A 16,647-nucleotide genomic window follows, 5' to 3' on the forward strand; every position below is an offset into this window, starting at 1 on the left:
GTGAAGTGTATGTGTCTTTCCAGTGGGGGTAGACCGGGATGTCATAGCTGAGTCCAAACGGGTATCTGAACGGCTGTGACCTGCGCCGACTTGTCCCGGCCGCCCCACCCCATCCGCCAAAAGATGATTTATCCGGCTAGTTCAGGTGAGAACGGCGGTGGTGATGCCCGCCGCCGCCGCTGCTCGGGGACTGACTGGGGGAGGCGCTGGGCTTCCCGGAGGTGCCCGGATCGGGCGAAGTGTCGGGATTTCCGGACGGTTGTGCGGGAGTCCCCGGCCCGGACGGCGACGGTGACGCCCCGGTCGGCGGTCCGATCGGCCCGGTCGGTCCGGCCGGCCCGGCCGGGGACGGCGCGGTCGGCGTGGGCACCGGCGGCGTGTGGCACGTGCCGCACGGCGTGCCGGTCCGGCGGGTCTTCTCCGGGGCGACGGCGACCGGCCGCGGGTGCCGGGAGGTGGCCGGGATCGCCGGGTCGGCGGCGGAGGCCGGGCCGGACGCGGACGCGGGCGCCTTCCCGGCCGTGGGGGCATTCCCGGTCGCGGCCGTGCTGCCCGTGCCGCCGGTGCTCGCTTCGCCCATCGGCGGGGCGGCCGGAGACGCGTTCCGGGTGGCGGCGGGAGCCGTGGGATCCGTACCCGGAACGGTCTGGTCCACCGGGATGGGCCGCTGTGCGGCCGGCTGCCGCACGGCCTCCGGAACGACGCCGCGCGGGGAGCTGAAGATGCTGGTGGCGATCAGGTACGAGCCCGCCGCGCCCAGCAGGGCGAGGAGGCAGAACGCCGTAACCGCGACAAATCGCCGCGGAGGGCGGGCATCGGTCCGCGGCGGCGACGAGGGCAGGTCGATCAGGGACCCCGGAAAGGTGGTCATCCCGGTCGAGGTGACGTCCGGGTCGCCGGGCGAGGCTGCCGCCCCCGGCGTGCGCCGGCCGAGGTCGTAGCCGACCGAGCGCCACGCCCCGGCCACTTCGTCGCGGATCCTGGGCCACAGGCTCATCAACAGTTCTCCGATCTGGTCTGGCACGCTGTACGAGTGAGCGAACCCGTAACCGCCGGCCCGGCCGGATGGATCACCCTGCCGGACCTATCCGAGAAGCTCGGCGTGTCGATCAGCAAGGTGCACCAGATGATCCGCGAAGGCTCCCTGCTCGCCGTCCGGCGTGACGGCGTCCGGCTCGTCCCGGCCGAACTCGTGGCCAACGAGACCGTGCTGAAGCACCTGCCCGGCATCCTTACCTTGCTGCACGACGCCGGGTACAACGACGAAGAGGCCCTTCGGTGGCTCTACGAACCTGACGAGGAACTCGGGGGCAACGCCGCGATCGGGCTCGGTGGTGACCGGGCCCGCGAGGTGAAGCGCCGCGCGCAGGCGGCCGGTTTCTAGACCGTTCGCCTGGTGGCGGCCTCGGCCAGGGCGAAGAGCACGGTGCGTGCCTCGTCCTCGATCGGGGCCTGCTTCAGCGCGTCCAGAGCCTCCGCCTCCAGTGCCGCGATCCGGGACTCGGTCGCCCCCAGGGCGCCGCAGTCCCGGATCATCGCGCGCAGCCGTTCCACCCCGGCGTCGTCCAGCGCCGGGTCGCCGAGGGCGGCGTCCAGCTCGGCGCGCTCGTTCTGATCGAGGGCTTCGAACGCGGACGCCACCAGGTACGTCCGCTTGCCCTCGCGCAGGTCGTCACCGGCCGGCTTGCCGGTCCGCTCCGGGTCGCCGAAGACGCCGAGCACGTCGTCGCGCAGTTGGAACGCCTCGCCCAGCGGCAGGCCGAACGCGGTGTACGCGGCGAGCACCCCGGGACCGCCGCCGGCCAGCGCCGCGCCGAACAGCAGCGGCCGTTCCACGGTGTATTTCGCGGCCTTGAACCGGGCCACCTTCCCGGCGCGCTCCAGCGAGGTGTCGCCTGTCGCCTGGGTGAGCACGTCCAGGTACTGCCCGACGGTCACCTCGGTGCGCATCCGGTCGAAGACGACACGGGCCCGGGCCACCGCCGGAAGGGGCAGGCCGGCGGTGTGCAGCAGCTCGTCCGACCAGACCAGGGCCAGGTCGCCGAGGAGCACCGCGGCCGAGTCGCCGAATCCGGACGCGCTGGCCCGCCAGCCGGACGCCACGTGCAGCGCCTCGTACCGCCGGTGCACCGACGGCTCGCCGCGACGGGTGTCCGACCGGTCCATCAGATCGTCGTGGATCAGGGCGCTGGCCTGCACGAACTCCAGCGTGCTGACGGCCGCGACGACGGCGTCCGAGTCGATCCCACCGGCGCCGCGGAAACCCCAGTAGGCGAACGCCGGGCGCAGCCGCTTGCCGCCGCCCAGCACGAACGCCGACAGGGTGCCGGCCACCTCGTCGAGCGCTGGATCGATCTCCCGGAGCCGGGCCCGCTGGGTGTCGAGGAACCCGGCGAGGGCCCGGTCGACCCGTTGACGGAGATCGGCGAGCTCGAGAGGTGAAGTCGTCACGGGCCTGACGCTAGTACAGTGCTCTTGTGTCTCTCGGCCTTCCCTCCCGCCTTCCCGGCACGCCGTCGATCGGCGCGCTGATCCGCGAGCCGGCGCCGACCTTCTCGTTCGAGTTCTTCCCGCCCAAGACGCGGGACGGCGAGCGCCTGCTCTGGCAGGCGATCCGTGAGCTGGAGTCGCTGCGGCCCAGCTTCGTGTCGATCACCTACGGCGCCGGCGGCACCACCCGGGACACCACTGTCGCCGTCACCGAGCGGGTCGCCACCGAGACCACGCTGCTGCCGATGGCGCATCTCACCGCTGTCAACCACTCGGTCGCCGAGCTGCGCAACGTGATCGGCCGGCTGGCCGGGGCCGGCATCCGCAACGTGCTCGCGGTCCGTGGCGACCCGCCCGGCAACCCGACCGGTGAGTGGGTGCGGCACCCCGAGGGCGTGCACTACGCCGAGGACCTGGTCCGGCTGATCCGCGAGTCCGGCGACTTCAGCGTCGGGGTGGCCGCGTTCCCCTACAAGCACCCCCGCTCGGCGGACGTGGAGAGCGACACCCGCGACTTCGTCCGCAAGTGCCGGGCCGGCGCCGACTTCGCGATCACCCAGATGTTCTTCGACGCCGACGACTACCTGCGCCTGCGTGACCGGGTCGCGGCCGAGGGCTGCGACACCCCGATCGTGCCGGGCGTGATGCCGGTGACCCGGATGGCGACGATCGAGCGGTCCGTGCAGCTCTCCGGCGCGCCGTTCCCGCCCGCGCTGCTGCGGCGGTTCGAAGCGGTCGCCGGCGACGAGGCGGCGATCCGCGAGCTGGGCGTCGAGACGTGCAGCGAGATGTGTGCGCGGCTGCTCGCCGAGGGCGTGCCGGGCATCCACTTCATCACCCTCAACCGGTCCACGGCGACTCGCGAGGTGTGGCAGCGGCTGGCGCCCGCCGAGGTGGCCGCCGCGGCATGAGGTGACCTGGGAGGAGTACGCCACCGCCTGGTCCCGGCTGCACGGTGGTTTCGACCCGCGACAGGCCTCCCCCGTGGTCCGGGGGTGGGTGCGTGGCGCGTACCGGATCGGGTCTTTTCTCGCCCGCCGGCGGATCTCGCCGTTCGCGGTGACCCTGGCCGGGGTGATCCTCTGCCTGGCCGCGCCGGTCGCCGCGCTGGCCGGGCCGGCCGGTGTCGGCCTGGCCGCGCTGCTGGTGCTGCTCGCCGCGATGGCGGACGGGCTGGACGGCGCGGTGGCGGTGCTGACCGGGCGGGTCAGCCGGGCCGGATTCGTCTACGACTCGGTGGCGGACCGGGTGGGCGAGGCCGGGTGGCTCGCCGCCTTCTGGGTGGCCGGAGCGCCGGGCTGGCTGGTGGTCGCGGCGGGCGCCGCGAGCTGGCTGCACGAATATGTACGGGCCCGGGCCGCGGCCGCCGGGATGGCGGAGATCGGCGCCGTGACGGTGGGGGAGCGGCCCACCAGAGTCTCCGTCGCGCTGTGTTCGTTCCTCTTCGGCGCTCTCGCCGCGCCCGCTGTCGTGGCCGGCGCCGCGGTGTGGCTCCTGCTACAGACCATCGGGTTCGGGCAATTGATTTTCGCCGTCCGCCGCGCCCTCGGGTGATCTTTTAATCGGTTGTCGGCGGTCGATGCCGTGCCTATTTTTTCCTCAGCTTCTTTCTTCGCTGGGGGTGACTTTCTCATGGGTGCGGTGCTGGTGCTGAACGCGGACTGTCTGCCGCTGCACCGGGTCAGCCTCCGGCATGCGATCCGGATGCTGTTCCGTCAGGTGGCGGTGGTGCACGAGGCGCAGCCGGACGACCACATAGGTGTGTACCCGGTGCCGACCGTGGTGCGGCTGGTCAGCTACGTGGTGACGCGCTGGCGGCGCGGTCGCGGACCGTCCTGGTCACGGGCCGGGGTGCTGGCGCGGGACGGGCGGGTGTGCGCGTACTGCGCCGGCCCGGCCTCGACGATCGACCACGTGCTGCCCCGCTCGCGCGGCGGCCGTAACGTCTGGGAGAACACCGTCGCCGCCTGCGGGAAATGCAACAACCGTAAGCGCGACCGGACCCCGGCGGAGGCGCGTATGCCGCTGCTGGTGACGCCGGTGGCGCCGCGCTGGAATTGTTTGTAGAAAAGGCCGGCAGCCGGCGGGTGTTTCACGGGGACCCGCCGGCTGCCCTTTTCCGCCGCTATTCGTCCGGTCTCGGATTATCCGGCGATAGACTTGACGTCATGGCTGCTCCCGAGCGCACTCAGCATGACATCACCGGCCTGCTCAACGCCGCCGGGCACACCCTGTCGAACCGGCTCGCCGCGGCGCTTGCCGAGGTCGATCTGACGCCTCGCATGCAGTGCGTGCTGCTCCACGCCATGGAGGAGGAGCGCACGCAGATCCAGTTGGCGGCGCTCTCCTTCATCGACAAGACGACGATGGTCAGCACCGTGGACGAGCTGGAGAAACGTGGCCTGGCCGAGCGGCGGCAGTCGGCCACCGACCGCCGCGCCCGGATCATCGCGGTCACCGACAAGGGCCGCCGGGCCGCCGAGGAGGCCCAGGTGATCGTCGACCGGGTGCATCAGGAGGCGCTGGAGGGGGTGGCCCCGGAGGGGCGGGCGGCCTTCCTCGACCTGCTCACCTCGCTGGCCGGCCCGGACGTCAACCCGGGTCCGCAGCCGATCCGCCGGGCCCGGGGCAAGTGATCCCCTTGGGGATAGTCCGGTAGTGGATTATCTGTTAGCGTAGCGCCATGAGTCCTCGTGGTGCGACGCTCGCCGTGCTGAACACGGTGAGCCTGATGATCGTTCTGGACAGCACGATCGTGGCCGTGGCGATCCCCGCCATCCAGCGCGATCTCGGCTTCTCCCCGGCCGGCGTGGCCTGGGTGATCAACGGATACCTGGTGGCGTTCGGTGGCCTGCTCCTGCTCGCCGGCCGCCTCGGTGACCTGCTCGGCGCCCGCCGGGTCTTCCTCTCCGGCCTGGCCCTGTTCACGCTGGCGTCGCTGCTCTGCGGCTTCGCCGGCAACGCCGAGCTGCTGATCGCCGGCCGCTTCCTGCAGGGCGCCGGCGGCGCGTTCGCCTCCGCCGTGATCCTCGGCATGATCGTGCGGCTCTACCCGTCACCCGGCCCGCAGGCGCGTGCCATGGGCATCTTCAGCTTCACCCAGGCGGGCGGCGCCGCGATCGGCTTCGTCGCCGGTGGCGTCCTCACCGACCTGGCCGGCTGGCCCGCGATCTTCCTGATCAACGTCCCGATCGGCGTCGGCGCGTTCCTCGCCGGGCTCCGGCTGCTGCCGCAGACCCCGGGTTCCGGTGTGCGTGGCGGTCTCGACGTGCCGGGCGCTCTGCTGATCACCGCCGGCCTCTCGGCCGGCGTCTACGCGATCGTCGACGGGGTCCCTCTGATCGGTGCGGTCGCGGTGCTGCTGCTCATCGCGTTCCTGGTACGCCAGAAGTACGCCTCCAGCCCGCTCGTCCCGCTCCGGCTGCTGCGCCGCCCGTGGCTGCTCGCCGCGAACGGCGCCGTCCTGCTGATCGTCGCCGCCGGCCTCGGCTTCCAGTTCGTGAACACGCTCTTCCTGCAGGAGATCATGGGCTTCGACGCGCTCCGGACCGGCCTGGCCTTCCTGCCCACACCCGTGATGATCGGCCTGGTGTCCCTGTTCGCGGCGGCCCGGCTGACCGCCCGCTTCGGCCCGCGCCCGGTCCTGCTCGGCGGCCTGCTCCTGCTGGCCGGCGGCCTGCTGGCCCTGTCCCGGTTGCCGGACGCGCCGTCCTACCCGCTGCACGTGCTCCCCGCCCTGACCGTGATGGGCGCCGGCATCGGCGTGGCACTGCCCGCCGTGATGATGCTGTCGATGGCCGGCGCGTCCGAGGAGGACACCGGCCTGGTCTCCGGCCTGAACAACACCGCGCAGCAGGCCGGGATGGCGCTGGGCCTGGCCGTCCTGGCCGCGGCATCGGCGGCGCGGACGTCCGACCGGCTGTCCCGGGGCGCGACCGAGGTGACGGCGCTGGGTGACGGTTACTCGCTGGCCTTCCTGCTGGCGGCGGCGTTCGTGGCGGCGGCTCTGCTGGTCGCCGTGACCGCCCTGCGCCACCCGCCCGTGGTCGCCGCGCCGTCTAAGGTTTCAGCCCTTTGAAAACCACGGCGAGGGTACGGTCCCGCAGCTGCTCGTCCCACCCGCCGTGCAACGCGCCCTGGGAGAGGCTGACCAGCAGCGCCATCACCTCGGGCAGCCGCACCTCGCCGGAGACGGTCCCGGCCTCCTGAGCCTGGCTCAGCAGGCCGGCGACCGCGTCCCGCAGGTTCCCGACCGCGTCGGGCAGGCGCAGGTCGATCCCGGACCGGGCGAGCAGCTCGGCCACCGACCGTTTCCCGGCGGCCTGTGCCACGAGACTCGTCAGGAAGCGGAACAGGCCGTCCGGGCCGCCGAGCTCGCCGGCCTCGGTGATCAGCTGGGCCAGCAGTCGTTTCATGATCGCGGTGAGCAGGTCGTCCTTGGTCGGGAAGTGCCGGAAGACCGTGCCGACGGCGACGCCGGCGCGGCGGGCCACCTCCTCGGTGGAGCCACCCGGGCCGAGCTCGGCGAAGACCGTCTCGGCGGCGTCCAGGAGGCGGGCCCGGTTGCGCTGGGCGTCGGCACGCAGAGGGCGATCCGCTGGCAAGATGAGTCTCCACTCACTATTGTTCGGGGCAGGAAGTCGAGTGCTGACTCACTTTAGATGAAGGAGTGCTGCCGTGACACCGAGGGAGATCTTCGAGCGGATGCGGGCCCGATGGCTGGGCGGGGAGAGCACGTTCGACCGGGAGATGCTCGCCGGCGACGTGGTGGTGGAGACGCCGTTCGCCGCGCCCGGGCAGCCGAGCCGCACCGAGGGGCGGGACCAGGTGCTGGCCTACACCGAGGCGGGGCGGGCGTCGTTCCCGGTGCGCTTCGAGGACTGCCGCAACGTGGTGGTGCACGAGACGGCGGACCCGGAGGTGATCGTCGTGGAGTACGAGCTGGCCGGCACCCACACGGCGACCGGGTTGAGCGCGTCGGCGCCGTTCATCGGGGTGCTGCGGACGCGGGACGGGAAGCTGGCGCACTGGCGGGAGTACCAGCACACCCTGGCGATCGCCCAGGCCGTCGCCTGAACCCTGGAAAGCCGGACGCCCGGCACGTCGTTGTGCCGGGCGCCTGGAGACTCGATGACCGGGGGTGAGGCACGCCGTTGGGCCCCACCGCCGGCAGCTCGCGTCAGCGCTTCGTGAGCGCCTTGCGGTAATCGCTGTTCAGCCGGCCGATCAGGCTGAGCGGGATGCCCTTCGGGCAGACCTCGGCGCACTCACCCATGTTGGTGCAGCCACCGAACCCGGCGTCGTCCTGCGCCTGCAGCATGTCGATCACCCGGCTGTCGCGCTCGGGCTGGCCCTGCGGCATCAGGCCGAGGTGGGTGATCTTCGCGGCGGTGTACAGCATCGACGAGCCGTTCGGGCAGGCCGCGACGCAGGCGCCGCAGGCGATGCAGGTGGCCGCCTCGAACGCCGCGTCGGCGTCCTTCTTGGGGACCGGCGTGGCGTGCGCGTCCGGCGCGGTGCCGGTCGGCGCGCTGATGTAGCCACCGGCCTGGATGATCTTGTCGAACGCGGTGCGGTCGACGACCAGGTCCTTGATCACCGGGAAGGCGGCGGCGCGCCACGGCTCGACGTCGATCGTGTCGCCGTCGGAGAACTTCCGCATGTGCAGCTGGCAGGTGGTGGTGGCCTTCTCCGGGCCGTGCGCCACGCCGTTGATGACCATGCTGCACATGCCGCAGATGCCCTCGCGGCAGTCGTGGTCGAACGCGATCGGGTCCTCGCCACTCATGATCAGGTTCTCGTTGAGAACGTCGATCATTTCCAGGAACGAGGCGTCCGGGGAGATGTCCTTGACGTCGTACGTGACCATCCGGCCCTTGTCGTTCGGACCGGACTGACGCCACACCCGTACTTTGATGTTCATTACTTGTAACTCCGCGTGCTCGGGTGGACGTACTCGAAGTTGAGGTCTTCCTTGTGCAGCGTCGGCTTGCCGTCGGCGCCGAAGTACTCCCACGCCGCGGCGTAGCCGAACTCGTCGTCGTGGCGCAGCGCCTCACCGTCCGGGGTCTGGCTCTCCGCCCGGAAGTGGCCGCCGCAGGACTCGCGGCGGTGCAGCGCGTCGATGCACATGAGCTCGCCGAGCTCGATGAAGTCGGCGACCCGGCCGGCCTTCTCCAGGTTCTGGTTGAGCTCCTCGCCCTTGCCGGGCACCTTCACCCGGGTCCAGAACTCCTCCTTGAGCGCCCGGATCAGGCCGATCGCCTTGGTCAGGCCCTCCTCGGTGCGCTCCATGCCGCAGTACTCCCACATGATGTGGCCGAGCTCGCGGTGGAAGGAGTCGACGGTACGGTCGCCGTCGTTGCTGAGGAACTTCGCGATCTGGTCCTCGACCTGCTTGCGGGCCTCGACGACCGCCGCGTCCGACTCGGAGACCTTCGGGAAGGGACCGGAGGCGAGGTAGTTGTTGATCGTGTTCGGCAGCACGAAGTAGCCGTCCGCGAGGCCCTGCATCAGCGCGGACGCGCCGAGGCGGTTCGCGCCGTGGTCGGAGAAGTTCGCCTCGCCGATCACGAACAGGCCGGGGATCGTGGACTGCAGGTCGTAGTCGACCCAGAGGCCACCCATCGTGTAGTGCACGGCGGGGTAGATGCGCATCGGCGTCTCGTACGGGTCCTCGCCCGTGATCCGCTCGTACATCTCGAAGAGGTTGCCGTACTTCGCCTCGACGGCCTTGCGGCCCAGCCGCTTGATCGCGTCGGCGAAGTCCAGGTAGACGCCGAGGCCACCGGGGCCGACGCCGCGGCCCTCGTCGCAGACGTTCTTGGCGGCCCGGGACGCGATGTCACGGGGCACCAGGTTGCCGAACGACGGATAGATGCGCTCCAGGTAGTAGTCGCGCTCGTCCTCGGGGATGTCGGCGGCCTTGCGGGTGTCCTTCTGCGCCTTCGGCACCCAGACCCGGCCGTCGTTGCGCAGCGACTCCGACATCAGGGTCAGCTTCGACTGGTGCGAGCCGGACTCCGGGATGCAGGTCGGGTGGATCTGCGTGTAGCAGGGGTTCGCGAAGAGCGCGCCCTTGCGGTGCGCCCGCCACGCCGCCGTGACGTTGCAGCCCTTGGCGTTGGTGGAGAGGAAGAAGACGTTGCCGTAGCCGCCGGAGGCGAGCACCACGGCGTCGGCGAAGTCGGTGGTGATCTCGCCGGTGACCATGTCGCGGACCACGATGCCGCGGGCCTTGCCGTCGACGATGATCACATCGAGCATCTCGTGCCGGGCGTTCATCTCGACGTTGCCGAGGCCGATCTGCCGCTCCAGCGCCTGGTACGCGCCGAGCAGCAGCTGCTGACCCGTCTGGCCCCGGGCGTAGAAGGTCCGGGACACCTGGGTGCCACCGAACGAGCGGTTGTCGAGCAGGCCGCCGTACTCGCGGGCGAACGGGACGCCCTGCGCCACGGCCTGGTCGATGATGTTCACCGACTCCTGGGCGAGGCGGTAGACGTTCGACTCACGGGCGCGGAAGTCGCCGCCCTTGACGGTGTCGTAGAAGAGCCGGTAGACGGAGTCGCCGTCGTTGCGGTAGTTCTTCGCGGCGTTGATGCCACCCTGCGCGGCGATCGAGTGCGCGCGGCGCGGGCTGTCCTGGTAGCAGTACGACTTGACCTGGTAGCCCTGCTCGGCCAGGGTCGCGGCCGCCGAGCCGCCGGCCAGGCCGGTGCCGACCACGATGACGGTCAGCTTGCGGCGGTTCGCCGGGTTGACCAGCTTGGCGGCGAACTTGCGGCGCTCCCAGCGGGTCTCGATCGGTCCGTCCGGCGCCGCCTTGTCGAAGACCGGCTCGCCCTCGTTCCAGAAGTCAGTCATGTTCACTTCACCAATCCGAACGTCACAGCGAACGGCACCGAGAGGTACATCGCGACCAGCACGACCGAGAGGACCAGCGCGGTGATCTGCGCGCGGCGCTCGTTGGTCTTGGTCTGCTGGCCCAGGGTGCGCACCGCGCTCCAGATGCCGTGCCGCAGGTGCAGGCCGACCATGATGATCGAGATGACGTAGAAGAGCGTCACGTACCAGCGCTCCGGCGCGAAGTCCGCGATCACGTTGGCGTGCGGCCGGGTCGGGTCGCCCTCCGGGTTCAGGTGGCCCGTGGTGAGGTCGAGGATGTGGTAGATGATGAAGAGAAGGACGATCACGCCGCCCCAGCGCATGGTCCGGGCGGCGTAACTGCCCTGGACCTTGGGCCGGTGCGCGTACTTGACCGGCCGGGCCTTCCTCGCCCGGATGGCCAGCTGCGTAGCCGCGTAGATGTGCGCGACGATGGCGACCAGCAGGCCGATCCGCATGATCCAGAGGAACCAGACGTCCGGTAGCAGAGGCGTGCCGATCGTGCGCAGCCAGTGCGCGTAGTGGTCGAAGTCCTCGTTGCCGACGAAGATCTTCAGGTTGCCGGCCGCATGCGCGAAGAGGAAGAGCACCAGCGCGATGCCGCTGACCGCCATGATCAATTTAAGAGCGACCGACGAGGGCCGCACAGACTTCCGCGGCGCGGGGCGTGCCGTTGCACCCGCTGCGTTGGTCGTCTTCGGAATAGGAGTGTCTACCGCCACAACCTGGACGGTAAGAAGTCCCGAGTCATTCGTCTAATGCATGCTCGGGCGGTTGTCCATGCCGGTAGTCTATTAAGGTGCAGCTGCAACAACTCAGGTACTTCGTCGCGGTCGCCGAGACCAGGCATTTCACCCATGCCGCCGATATTCTGGGCGTCTCGCAACCTACGTTGAGTAAGCAGATTCACACCTTGGAGTCGTCCCTCGGCGCGCCGCTCTTCGAACGGGTGCGCGGCGCGATCACCCTGACCGTCGCCGGCGAGACGCTTCTGCCCCTCGCGCAACGCATGGTCGCCGATGCCGACGCGGCCCTCGACGCGGTCCGGGACATCGTCGGCCTGCGCCGCGGCGAGGTCCGGCTCGGCGCCACCCCGAGCCTCTGCTCGTCGCTGGTCCCGCCGGTGCTGCGGACGTACCGCGCCGAGCACCCGGACATCCAGCTGCACGTGAGCGAGGGCAGCTCCCAGGACCTGATCGCCAACCTGATGGCCCACGCGCTGGACCTGGCGCTGATCGTGCAGCCGGAGCACGGCGTCGACCCATCGCTGGAGACCACCGACCTGCTGCGGGAGAGCCTCGTGGTGGCCTCGGTGATGGACGGCCCGGCGCCGACCGTGGCCCGCCAGCTCGACCTGGTCGAGCTGAAGCACACCCCGATGGTGATGTTCCGGAAGGGCTACGACATCCGGGACGTCACCCTGCACGCCTGCGAGCGGGCCGGTTTCACCCCGAAGTTCGCGGTGGAGGGTGGCGAGATGGACGCGGTGCTGGCGTTCGTCGAGGCCGGCCTCGGCGTCGCCCTGGTGCCGAGCATGGTGCTCGCCAACCGGCCGCTGCTGCGGGCGACCCCGCTCGCGCCGCCCGGCATGCGCCGGACGATCGCGCTCGCCCAGCGGCGCGGCGCGGTGCTGCCGCACGCGGCAGCCGCGCTGCGCGAGGTGGTGGTCGAGCACATCACGTCGGGCCGGCTTCCCTTCGGGGTACGCGCACTGTAGGAGCACTGTCCACATCGGTCTGCGCCGATTAGCATCCGGGGTGTGTGGCATGGCGAGTACCGGCATCCCCGGCTGGTCGAGGTCTACGACGCCGAATGCCCCTGGGGCTGGGACGACGACTTCTTCATGGCGGTGCTCGCCGAGCACACCGCGCCGCGCGTGCTCGACCTCGGCTGCGGCACCGGCCGGCTCGCGATCGCGATGGCCGGCGCCGGTCACGAGGTCACCGGTGTGGACCCGGCCGGCCCGGCCCTGGACGCCGCCCGCCGCAAGCCCGGCGCGGCCCGGGTCCGCTGGATCGAGGGCTCGGCCGCGTCACTGCCGGCCCACGCATTCGACGCCGCGTTTCTCACCGGGCATGTCGCGCAGTTCTTCGTGGATGATCAAGAATGGTCGGAGCTGCTGCACGCATTACGCCGCGCCCTGGTCGCCGAAGGGCGATTGATCTTCGACAGCCGGGATCCGGCAGCGCGTGTCTGGCGGCATTGGAATCCGGCGGAATCGCGGCGGTCGATCGTGCTCACCGACGGCGCGGAGGTCGAGGCGTGGACCGAGGTCACCGCGGAGGGCGACGGGGTCGTCTCGCTGCTCCACCACTACCGGTTCTCCGACGGTGAGGCGCTGACCAGCCGGGAGACGCTGCGCTTCCGCACCGAGGAGGAGCTGCGCGGGTCGCTGACCGGTGCCGGGTTCCGGGTGGACCGGGTCTACGGCGGGTGGGGCCGGGAACCGGTCGGCCTCGGCGGCGACGGCGAATTGATCGTGATAGCGGTCGCCGGTTCCCGGTCCTCTAATTTGGATCTTGGGCGATTCTGAAATCGATCTTAGGAATGTGCCGAGATCTGGCCGTCCCCATTGCGGAACGTGAATCCCGGACTAGTATCCGCCACGCACGATGGCGAAATCAGCGACGGGTAAGGGTGGCATGTCCGACAACGAGTGGCCAAGGGAGCTGCCTGCGGGCCACGGTGAGTGGAACGATCCTCCCCACCGTCCCCAGCGGGCGATTCTCGCGGCAGTGCTGGTCCTCGCCGTTCTCGCGGCGGCCGGCGGTCTCACCTGGCAGCTGATGAGGAACGGCACCGAGTCGCCGGACGCGGCGCCCACCGCGGCGCCGGCCCCGTCGGTCACGTCACCGAGCGTCGCGCCCTGCCCCGAGCCGGAGTTGAGCGTCGCCGCCGCTCCCGAGATCGAGCCGCTGATCAGCGAGGCGGCCGCCACGCTCAACCCGTCCGGGCTGCGCTGCCCGCCGGTCGTGGTCCGCGCCGAGGAGCCCGCGGCCACCGCCACCGCCACCGCCAAGGAGCGGCCCGGCGTCTGGATCCCGTCCAGCAGCGCCTGGCTGAGCGTCGCGGCCGGCGCCGGCGGGGCGTACACGGTTTCCGGCAAGCCGATCGGGTACTCGCCGGTGCTGATCGCCGCCCCGGAGGGGATCACCAGGCTGTACGCGAAGGACGGCAAGACCGCGTGGACCGGGCTGATCAAGGGCGCGACCGAGAGCACGTTCCCGACGATCACCATGCCGGACCCGCTGAAGAGCACGGTCGGCCTGCTCAGCGTGCACGCGGTGCACGCCGCGACGGCCCGGACCACGAAGGACAGCGGCATCGCTCAGCTGCGCGCGCTCACCCTGCGCAGCCGGCTCGAGGAGGCGAACGCCGACCCGGCCGAGCTGCTCGACCGGATGGGCCGGCAGACCGACGCGACCACTGCGGTCTACGACATCGGCCTCTTTCCGGTGCTGGAGCAGCAGCTGAAGGCGTACCAGAAGGTGAAGCACCCGATCTCGCTCGCCGGTGTTCCGCCGGCCGACGGCCGGGTGGAGGCCGACTATCCGTTCGCGATCCGCAAGGGCGCCGACAAGGAGCTGGCCGCCCAGCTGCGCGCCGCGATCAGCAAGCCGGCCGTGGCGGCGGCCGGCTTCCGGGCCGAGCCGACCGCCGGTGTGCTCCGGCTGCCGCAGTCGTCGGGCAAGCTGCTCGGCCCGGCCCAGCAGTGGGCGAACTACCGTGACCTGGCGTTCCAGGTGCTCCTGCTGATCGACTCCTCGGGTTCGATGAACGAGCCGATCACCGACCGGGCCGGCCGGTCCGGCACCAAGGCGTCGCTGCTGCGCCAGTCGGGTGTGAGCGCCGCCGAGCTGTTCGGCGACGACACCAGGATCGGGATGTGGTACTTCGGGACAGCCGCCCGCAACGGCCCCGCGCACACCGAGGTGGTCCGCTACGGGCCGATCGCCGGCGTCGTCGACGGGCAGACCCGGCGGGAGGCGCTGCAGGCGCGAATCGGGGCGTACAAGCCGGAGAGCAGCGCCGGGACGCCGCTCTACCAGGCGGTGCTGGACGGGGTCGAGACGATGCGCGGCGAGGCGACACCGGAGACCGCGAGCATCGTGGTGGTGCTCACCGACGGGGCCGACGGCGGCACCCGGTTCGCGATGTCCAACGCGGCGTTCCTGAAGAAGCTCGCCGCCGGCCAGGACCCGGCCAAGCCCGTCTCGATCATCGCGGTCGGCTACGGGCCGGACGCGAACATGAGCGCGCTGACCGGGATGGCCGACGCGACGGGCGGCAAGGCGTTCGCCGCCGAGAACCCGGCCGACCTGGCCTCCGCGGTGGCGCAGGCCTTCCTCGCCGCCCACGTCGTGAGGTGACACCGCAACGGGTCAGGCCGGTCCGATCCGGTCGGCGACGATCTGGGCGGACAGGGTGACCATCGGCAGCCCTCCGCCCGGATGCGCCGACCCGCCGACCAGGAACAACCCGCGCACCGGGCCCTGGTTCGACGGCCGTACCAGGCCACCCGCCGTACCGTAGATCGAGCCGCCCGGCGCGCCGGCCGCGTCCGCGAGGTCGGCCGGCGTGCGGATCTCGGTGAACTCCAGCCGGTCCCGCACATCGAGCCCGCGCCGGGCCAGCACGTCCAGCACGTGCCGTCCGTAAGCGTCGGCGAGCCCCGGCCGGCGCCAGTCCACGGCGGACCAGGCGGTGCCGTGCCGGGCCGCGTTGACCAGCACGAACCAGGCCTCGCATCCGGCCGGATGAACCGCCGGATCCTCGGCCCGGGTGACGAAGACGGCCGGGTCGTCGACCGGGCGGGCCCGTCGCGACGCCGAGCCGAAGATCGCGTCGAACTCGGCGTCGTAGTCGGGCGGGAAGAACACCGTGTGGTGCGCCAGCGACGGGGTCTGCCCGCGGACGCCGAGCAGCATCACGAATCCGCCCAGGCTGCGGTCGGTGAGCCCGGTCAGCCGGCCCGGCGACGGCAGCAGGTCGCGGTAGAGCACCGACGCGTCCACGTTGGAGACGACGGCGTCGGCGCGCACGAACTCGCCGGACTCCAGTGTCACACCCCGCACCGCGCTGTCCGCGTCGATCCGGGCGACGGGTTCGGCGAGCTTCACCCGTACCCCCAGATCAATGCACCGGGCGTGCAGCGCGTCGCCGAGCGTGCCCAAACCGCCGGGCAGATACCACCCACCGTGCGTGAGCTCCGCATAGGGAATGGCGGCGAGCGCCGCCGGCGCACGACGCGGATCGGTGCCGGTGTACGTCGCATAGCGATCCAGCAGCATCCGCAGCCGTCGATCCCGCAGATAGCTCCGCCCGAGCGACCGCAACGACCGCCCCGGCGCGATCGCCGCGAGATCACCGAGCCGCCAGGAGAGCCGCGCCAGCGACGCTGCACTCACCGGACGCCGCAGCACCGAATCCCACGAGGCATGCCAGATCCGCGCGGCCCGCCGCCAGAACCGATCCCAGTCCCCGGCCGCCTCCGCACCCAGCGCCGCACCGATCCGCTCCAGGAAGACACCGTGCACCGACGACGAGTCGAGCACGGTCCGGTCCGGGAACACGTGCCGCACCACCGGATCCAGCGCTCGCGGCCGCAGATCCAGCTCCAGGTCGTCGAAGACCTGCGGCAGCGTGAGCAGACTGGGCCCGGTGTCGAACCGATACCCGTCCCGCTCGTACACGGCCAGCTTCCCGCCGGCGCGCGCCGCCCGCTCGAACACCGTCACCCGATGCCCGGCCCCCGCCAGCCGCGCGGCGGCGGCAAGCCCTCCGACCCCCGCGCCGATAACCACGATGTCACTCACGCCCCCATGATCCGTCCCCTTCTGCGAGTGCGCCCGCCGGCCCCTCCGCCACCGGCCGGGCGCCCCGTCTCGCAGCGCCGGCCGCCCCATGATCAGCCAGTCCCCAGCAGCAACCGCAGCAACCGCAGCTGCCGTCCCGCCGCGCCCAGAAGCCCAGCCGTAGCGCACGCACATAATCCCCGCCGGATAACCGTGCCCACCTACGGCCGGCGGTCCCGAGCCGTAGCCCAGGCATGTGATCAAGGTGGGGTAGCCGTGCTTGGCTACGGCTGGCGGGTGCGTGGGGTCGGGCCGCTGGCGGGGACGGCGGTTCAGCGTGGATGAGGGCACACGCATCGTCATTGCGGACGCTCATCTACGCCATGGAGCCTGTTGCTTTTTGGCTACGGTGGTTACGGGTGACTAGCCACTTTGATCCATGTTTGTGATCATTTAGGGGTGGCGAAGTGGTATCGGC

At 71.1% G+C, this 16,647-nt stretch carries 17 protein-coding genes; 10 read left to right on the plus strand and 7 right to left on the minus strand.

Annotation, left to right across the window (positions count from 1 at the left end; genetic code table 11):
- Window positions 1–136: 136 nt before the first annotated feature.
- Window positions 137–997 carry a hypothetical protein gene (locus AB0F72_RS39510; RefSeq protein WP_360443448.1) on the minus strand — a complete coding sequence of 287 codons (861 nt, stop codon included), beginning with the start codon at window positions 995–997 and terminating at the stop codon, window positions 137–139.
- 36 nt (window positions 998–1,033) lie between these two features.
- On the opposite strand from AB0F72_RS39510, the gene AB0F72_RS39515 reads away from it, so the two are divergent.
- Window positions 1,034–1,384, plus strand: a complete 351-nt coding sequence (locus tag AB0F72_RS39515) for an Rv2175c family DNA-binding protein (protein ID WP_360443451.1) — start codon at window positions 1,034–1,036, stop codon at window positions 1,382–1,384.
- Here AB0F72_RS39515 and AB0F72_RS39520 read toward each other — a convergent pair.
- The gene (locus AB0F72_RS39520) at window positions 1,381–2,451 is read right to left on the minus strand and encodes a polyprenyl synthetase family protein (protein WP_360443454.1); all 1,071 of its coding nucleotides are present in this window, start codon (window positions 2,449–2,451) and stop codon (window positions 1,381–1,383) included. The genes AB0F72_RS39515 and AB0F72_RS39520 overlap by 4 nt on opposite strands.
- A gap of 26 nt (window positions 2,452–2,477) precedes the next feature.
- On the opposite strand from AB0F72_RS39520, the gene metF reads away from it, so the two are divergent.
- The 5 genes from metF to AB0F72_RS39545 all read left to right on the plus strand — a co-directional run bounded on the left by metF (window position 2,478) and on the right by AB0F72_RS39545 (window position 6,568).
- Window positions 2,478–3,401, plus strand: a complete 924-nt coding sequence (gene metF / locus AB0F72_RS39525) for a methylenetetrahydrofolate reductase [NAD(P)H] (RefSeq protein ID WP_360443457.1) — start codon at window positions 2,478–2,480, stop codon at window positions 3,399–3,401.
- Between the two features lies 1 nt (window position 3,402).
- Window positions 3,403–4,044: a CDP-alcohol phosphatidyltransferase family protein gene (locus AB0F72_RS39530; protein ID WP_360443460.1), complete on the plus strand. Its 642-nt coding sequence runs from the start codon at window positions 3,403–3,405 to the stop codon at window positions 4,042–4,044.
- A gap of 78 nt (window positions 4,045–4,122) precedes the next feature.
- Window positions 4,123–4,557: an HNH endonuclease gene (locus AB0F72_RS39535; protein WP_360443463.1), complete on the plus strand. Its 435-nt coding sequence runs from the start codon at window positions 4,123–4,125 to the stop codon at window positions 4,555–4,557.
- 101 nt (window positions 4,558–4,658) lie between these two features.
- A complete protein-coding gene (locus AB0F72_RS39540) occupies window positions 4,659–5,126 on the plus strand; it encodes a MarR family transcriptional regulator (protein ID WP_360443466.1) in 468 nt (155 codons plus the stop codon).
- A 47-nt stretch (window positions 5,127–5,173) separates the two neighbouring features.
- Complete coding sequence (locus tag AB0F72_RS39545; protein ID WP_360443469.1) at window positions 5,174–6,568, plus strand: MFS transporter; 1,395 nt, start codon at window positions 5,174–5,176, stop codon at window positions 6,566–6,568.
- On the opposite strand, the gene AB0F72_RS39550 is transcribed toward AB0F72_RS39545, so the two are convergent.
- Window positions 6,549–7,094: a TetR/AcrR family transcriptional regulator gene (locus AB0F72_RS39550; protein ID WP_360443472.1), complete on the minus strand. Its 546-nt coding sequence runs from the start codon at window positions 7,092–7,094 to the stop codon at window positions 6,549–6,551. The two genes, AB0F72_RS39545 and AB0F72_RS39550, sit on opposite strands and share 20 nt — an antisense overlap.
- Before the next feature lie 73 nt (window positions 7,095–7,167).
- Here AB0F72_RS39550 and AB0F72_RS39555 point away from each other — a divergent pair, with 73 nt between their 5' ends.
- Window positions 7,168–7,566 carry a nuclear transport factor 2 family protein gene (locus tag AB0F72_RS39555; RefSeq protein WP_360443475.1) on the plus strand — a complete coding sequence of 133 codons (399 nt, stop codon included), beginning with the start codon at window positions 7,168–7,170 and terminating at the stop codon, window positions 7,564–7,566.
- A gap of 103 nt (window positions 7,567–7,669) precedes the next feature.
- On the opposite strand, the gene AB0F72_RS39560 is transcribed toward AB0F72_RS39555, so the two are convergent.
- From AB0F72_RS39560 to AB0F72_RS39570, 3 genes are read right to left on the minus strand one after another with little or no spacing between them, the layout of a single operon-like run.
- Window positions 7,670–8,413, minus strand: coding sequence for a succinate dehydrogenase/fumarate reductase iron-sulfur subunit (locus AB0F72_RS39560; protein WP_360443478.1), 744 nt, complete (start codon window positions 8,411–8,413; stop codon window positions 7,670–7,672).
- Window positions 8,413–10,353 carry a fumarate reductase/succinate dehydrogenase flavoprotein subunit gene (locus tag AB0F72_RS39565; protein WP_360443481.1) on the minus strand — a complete coding sequence of 647 codons (1,941 nt, stop codon included), beginning with the start codon at window positions 10,351–10,353 and terminating at the stop codon, window positions 8,413–8,415. Before AB0F72_RS39565 ends, AB0F72_RS39560 begins: the two co-directional genes overlap by 1 nt.
- A 2-nt stretch (window positions 10,354–10,355) precedes the next feature.
- Window positions 10,356–11,021, minus strand: coding sequence for a succinate dehydrogenase cytochrome b subunit (locus AB0F72_RS39570; RefSeq protein WP_360443484.1), 666 nt, complete (start codon window positions 11,019–11,021; stop codon window positions 10,356–10,358).
- 146 nt (window positions 11,022–11,167) lie between these two features.
- On the opposite strand from AB0F72_RS39570, the gene AB0F72_RS39575 reads away from it, so the two are divergent.
- From AB0F72_RS39575 to AB0F72_RS39585, 3 genes are all read left to right on the plus strand, one after another.
- On the plus strand, window positions 11,168–12,091 hold the full coding sequence (locus AB0F72_RS39575) for a LysR substrate-binding domain-containing protein (protein WP_360443501.1): 924 nt from the start codon (window positions 11,168–11,170) through the stop codon (window positions 12,089–12,091).
- 42 nt (window positions 12,092–12,133) lie between these two features.
- Window positions 12,134–12,907: a class I SAM-dependent methyltransferase gene (locus tag AB0F72_RS39580; RefSeq protein WP_360443487.1), complete on the plus strand. Its 774-nt coding sequence runs from the start codon at window positions 12,134–12,136 to the stop codon at window positions 12,905–12,907.
- Window positions 12,908–13,109: 202 nt separating this feature from the next.
- Entirely contained in the window at window positions 13,110–14,744 is a 1,635-nt protein-coding gene (locus tag AB0F72_RS39585; RefSeq protein ID WP_360443490.1) for a substrate-binding domain-containing protein, read from the plus strand.
- A gap of 12 nt (window positions 14,745–14,756) precedes the next feature.
- Here the strand turns inward: AB0F72_RS39585 and crtI are convergent, their stop codons facing one another.
- Window positions 14,757–16,190, minus strand: coding sequence for a phytoene desaturase family protein (gene crtI, locus AB0F72_RS39590; RefSeq protein WP_360443493.1), 1,434 nt, complete (start codon window positions 16,188–16,190; stop codon window positions 14,757–14,759).
- Between the last annotated feature and the right edge of the window lie 457 nt (window positions 16,191–16,647).

Source organism: Actinoplanes sp. NPDC023936, assembly GCF_040639325.1.
In the GTDB taxonomy this organism is placed as follows: Bacteria; Actinomycetota; Actinomycetes; order Mycobacteriales; family Micromonosporaceae; genus Actinoplanes.

Excerpts from the sequence above, each read along its gene's own strand:
- AB0F72_RS39510 (WP_360443448.1), bottom strand. The coding sequence starts at position 997 with ATGAGCCTGTGGCCCAGGATCCGCGACGAAGTGGCCGGGGCGTGGCGC.
- AB0F72_RS39545 (WP_360443469.1), top strand. The coding sequence starts at position 5,174 with ATGAGTCCTCGTGGTGCGACGCTCGCCGTGCTGAACACGGTGAGCCTG.
- AB0F72_RS39560 (WP_360443478.1), bottom strand. The coding sequence starts at position 8,413 with ATGAACATCAAAGTACGGGTGTGGCGTCAGTCCGGTCCGAACGACAAG.
- AB0F72_RS39565 (WP_360443481.1), bottom strand. The coding sequence starts at position 10,353 with ATGACTGACTTCTGGAACGAGGGCGAGCCGGTCTTCGACAAGGCGGCG.
- AB0F72_RS39535 (WP_360443463.1), top strand. The coding sequence starts at position 4,123 with ATGGGTGCGGTGCTGGTGCTGAACGCGGACTGTCTGCCGCTGCACCGG.
- AB0F72_RS39540 (WP_360443466.1), top strand. The coding sequence starts at position 4,659 with ATGGCTGCTCCCGAGCGCACTCAGCATGACATCACCGGCCTGCTCAAC.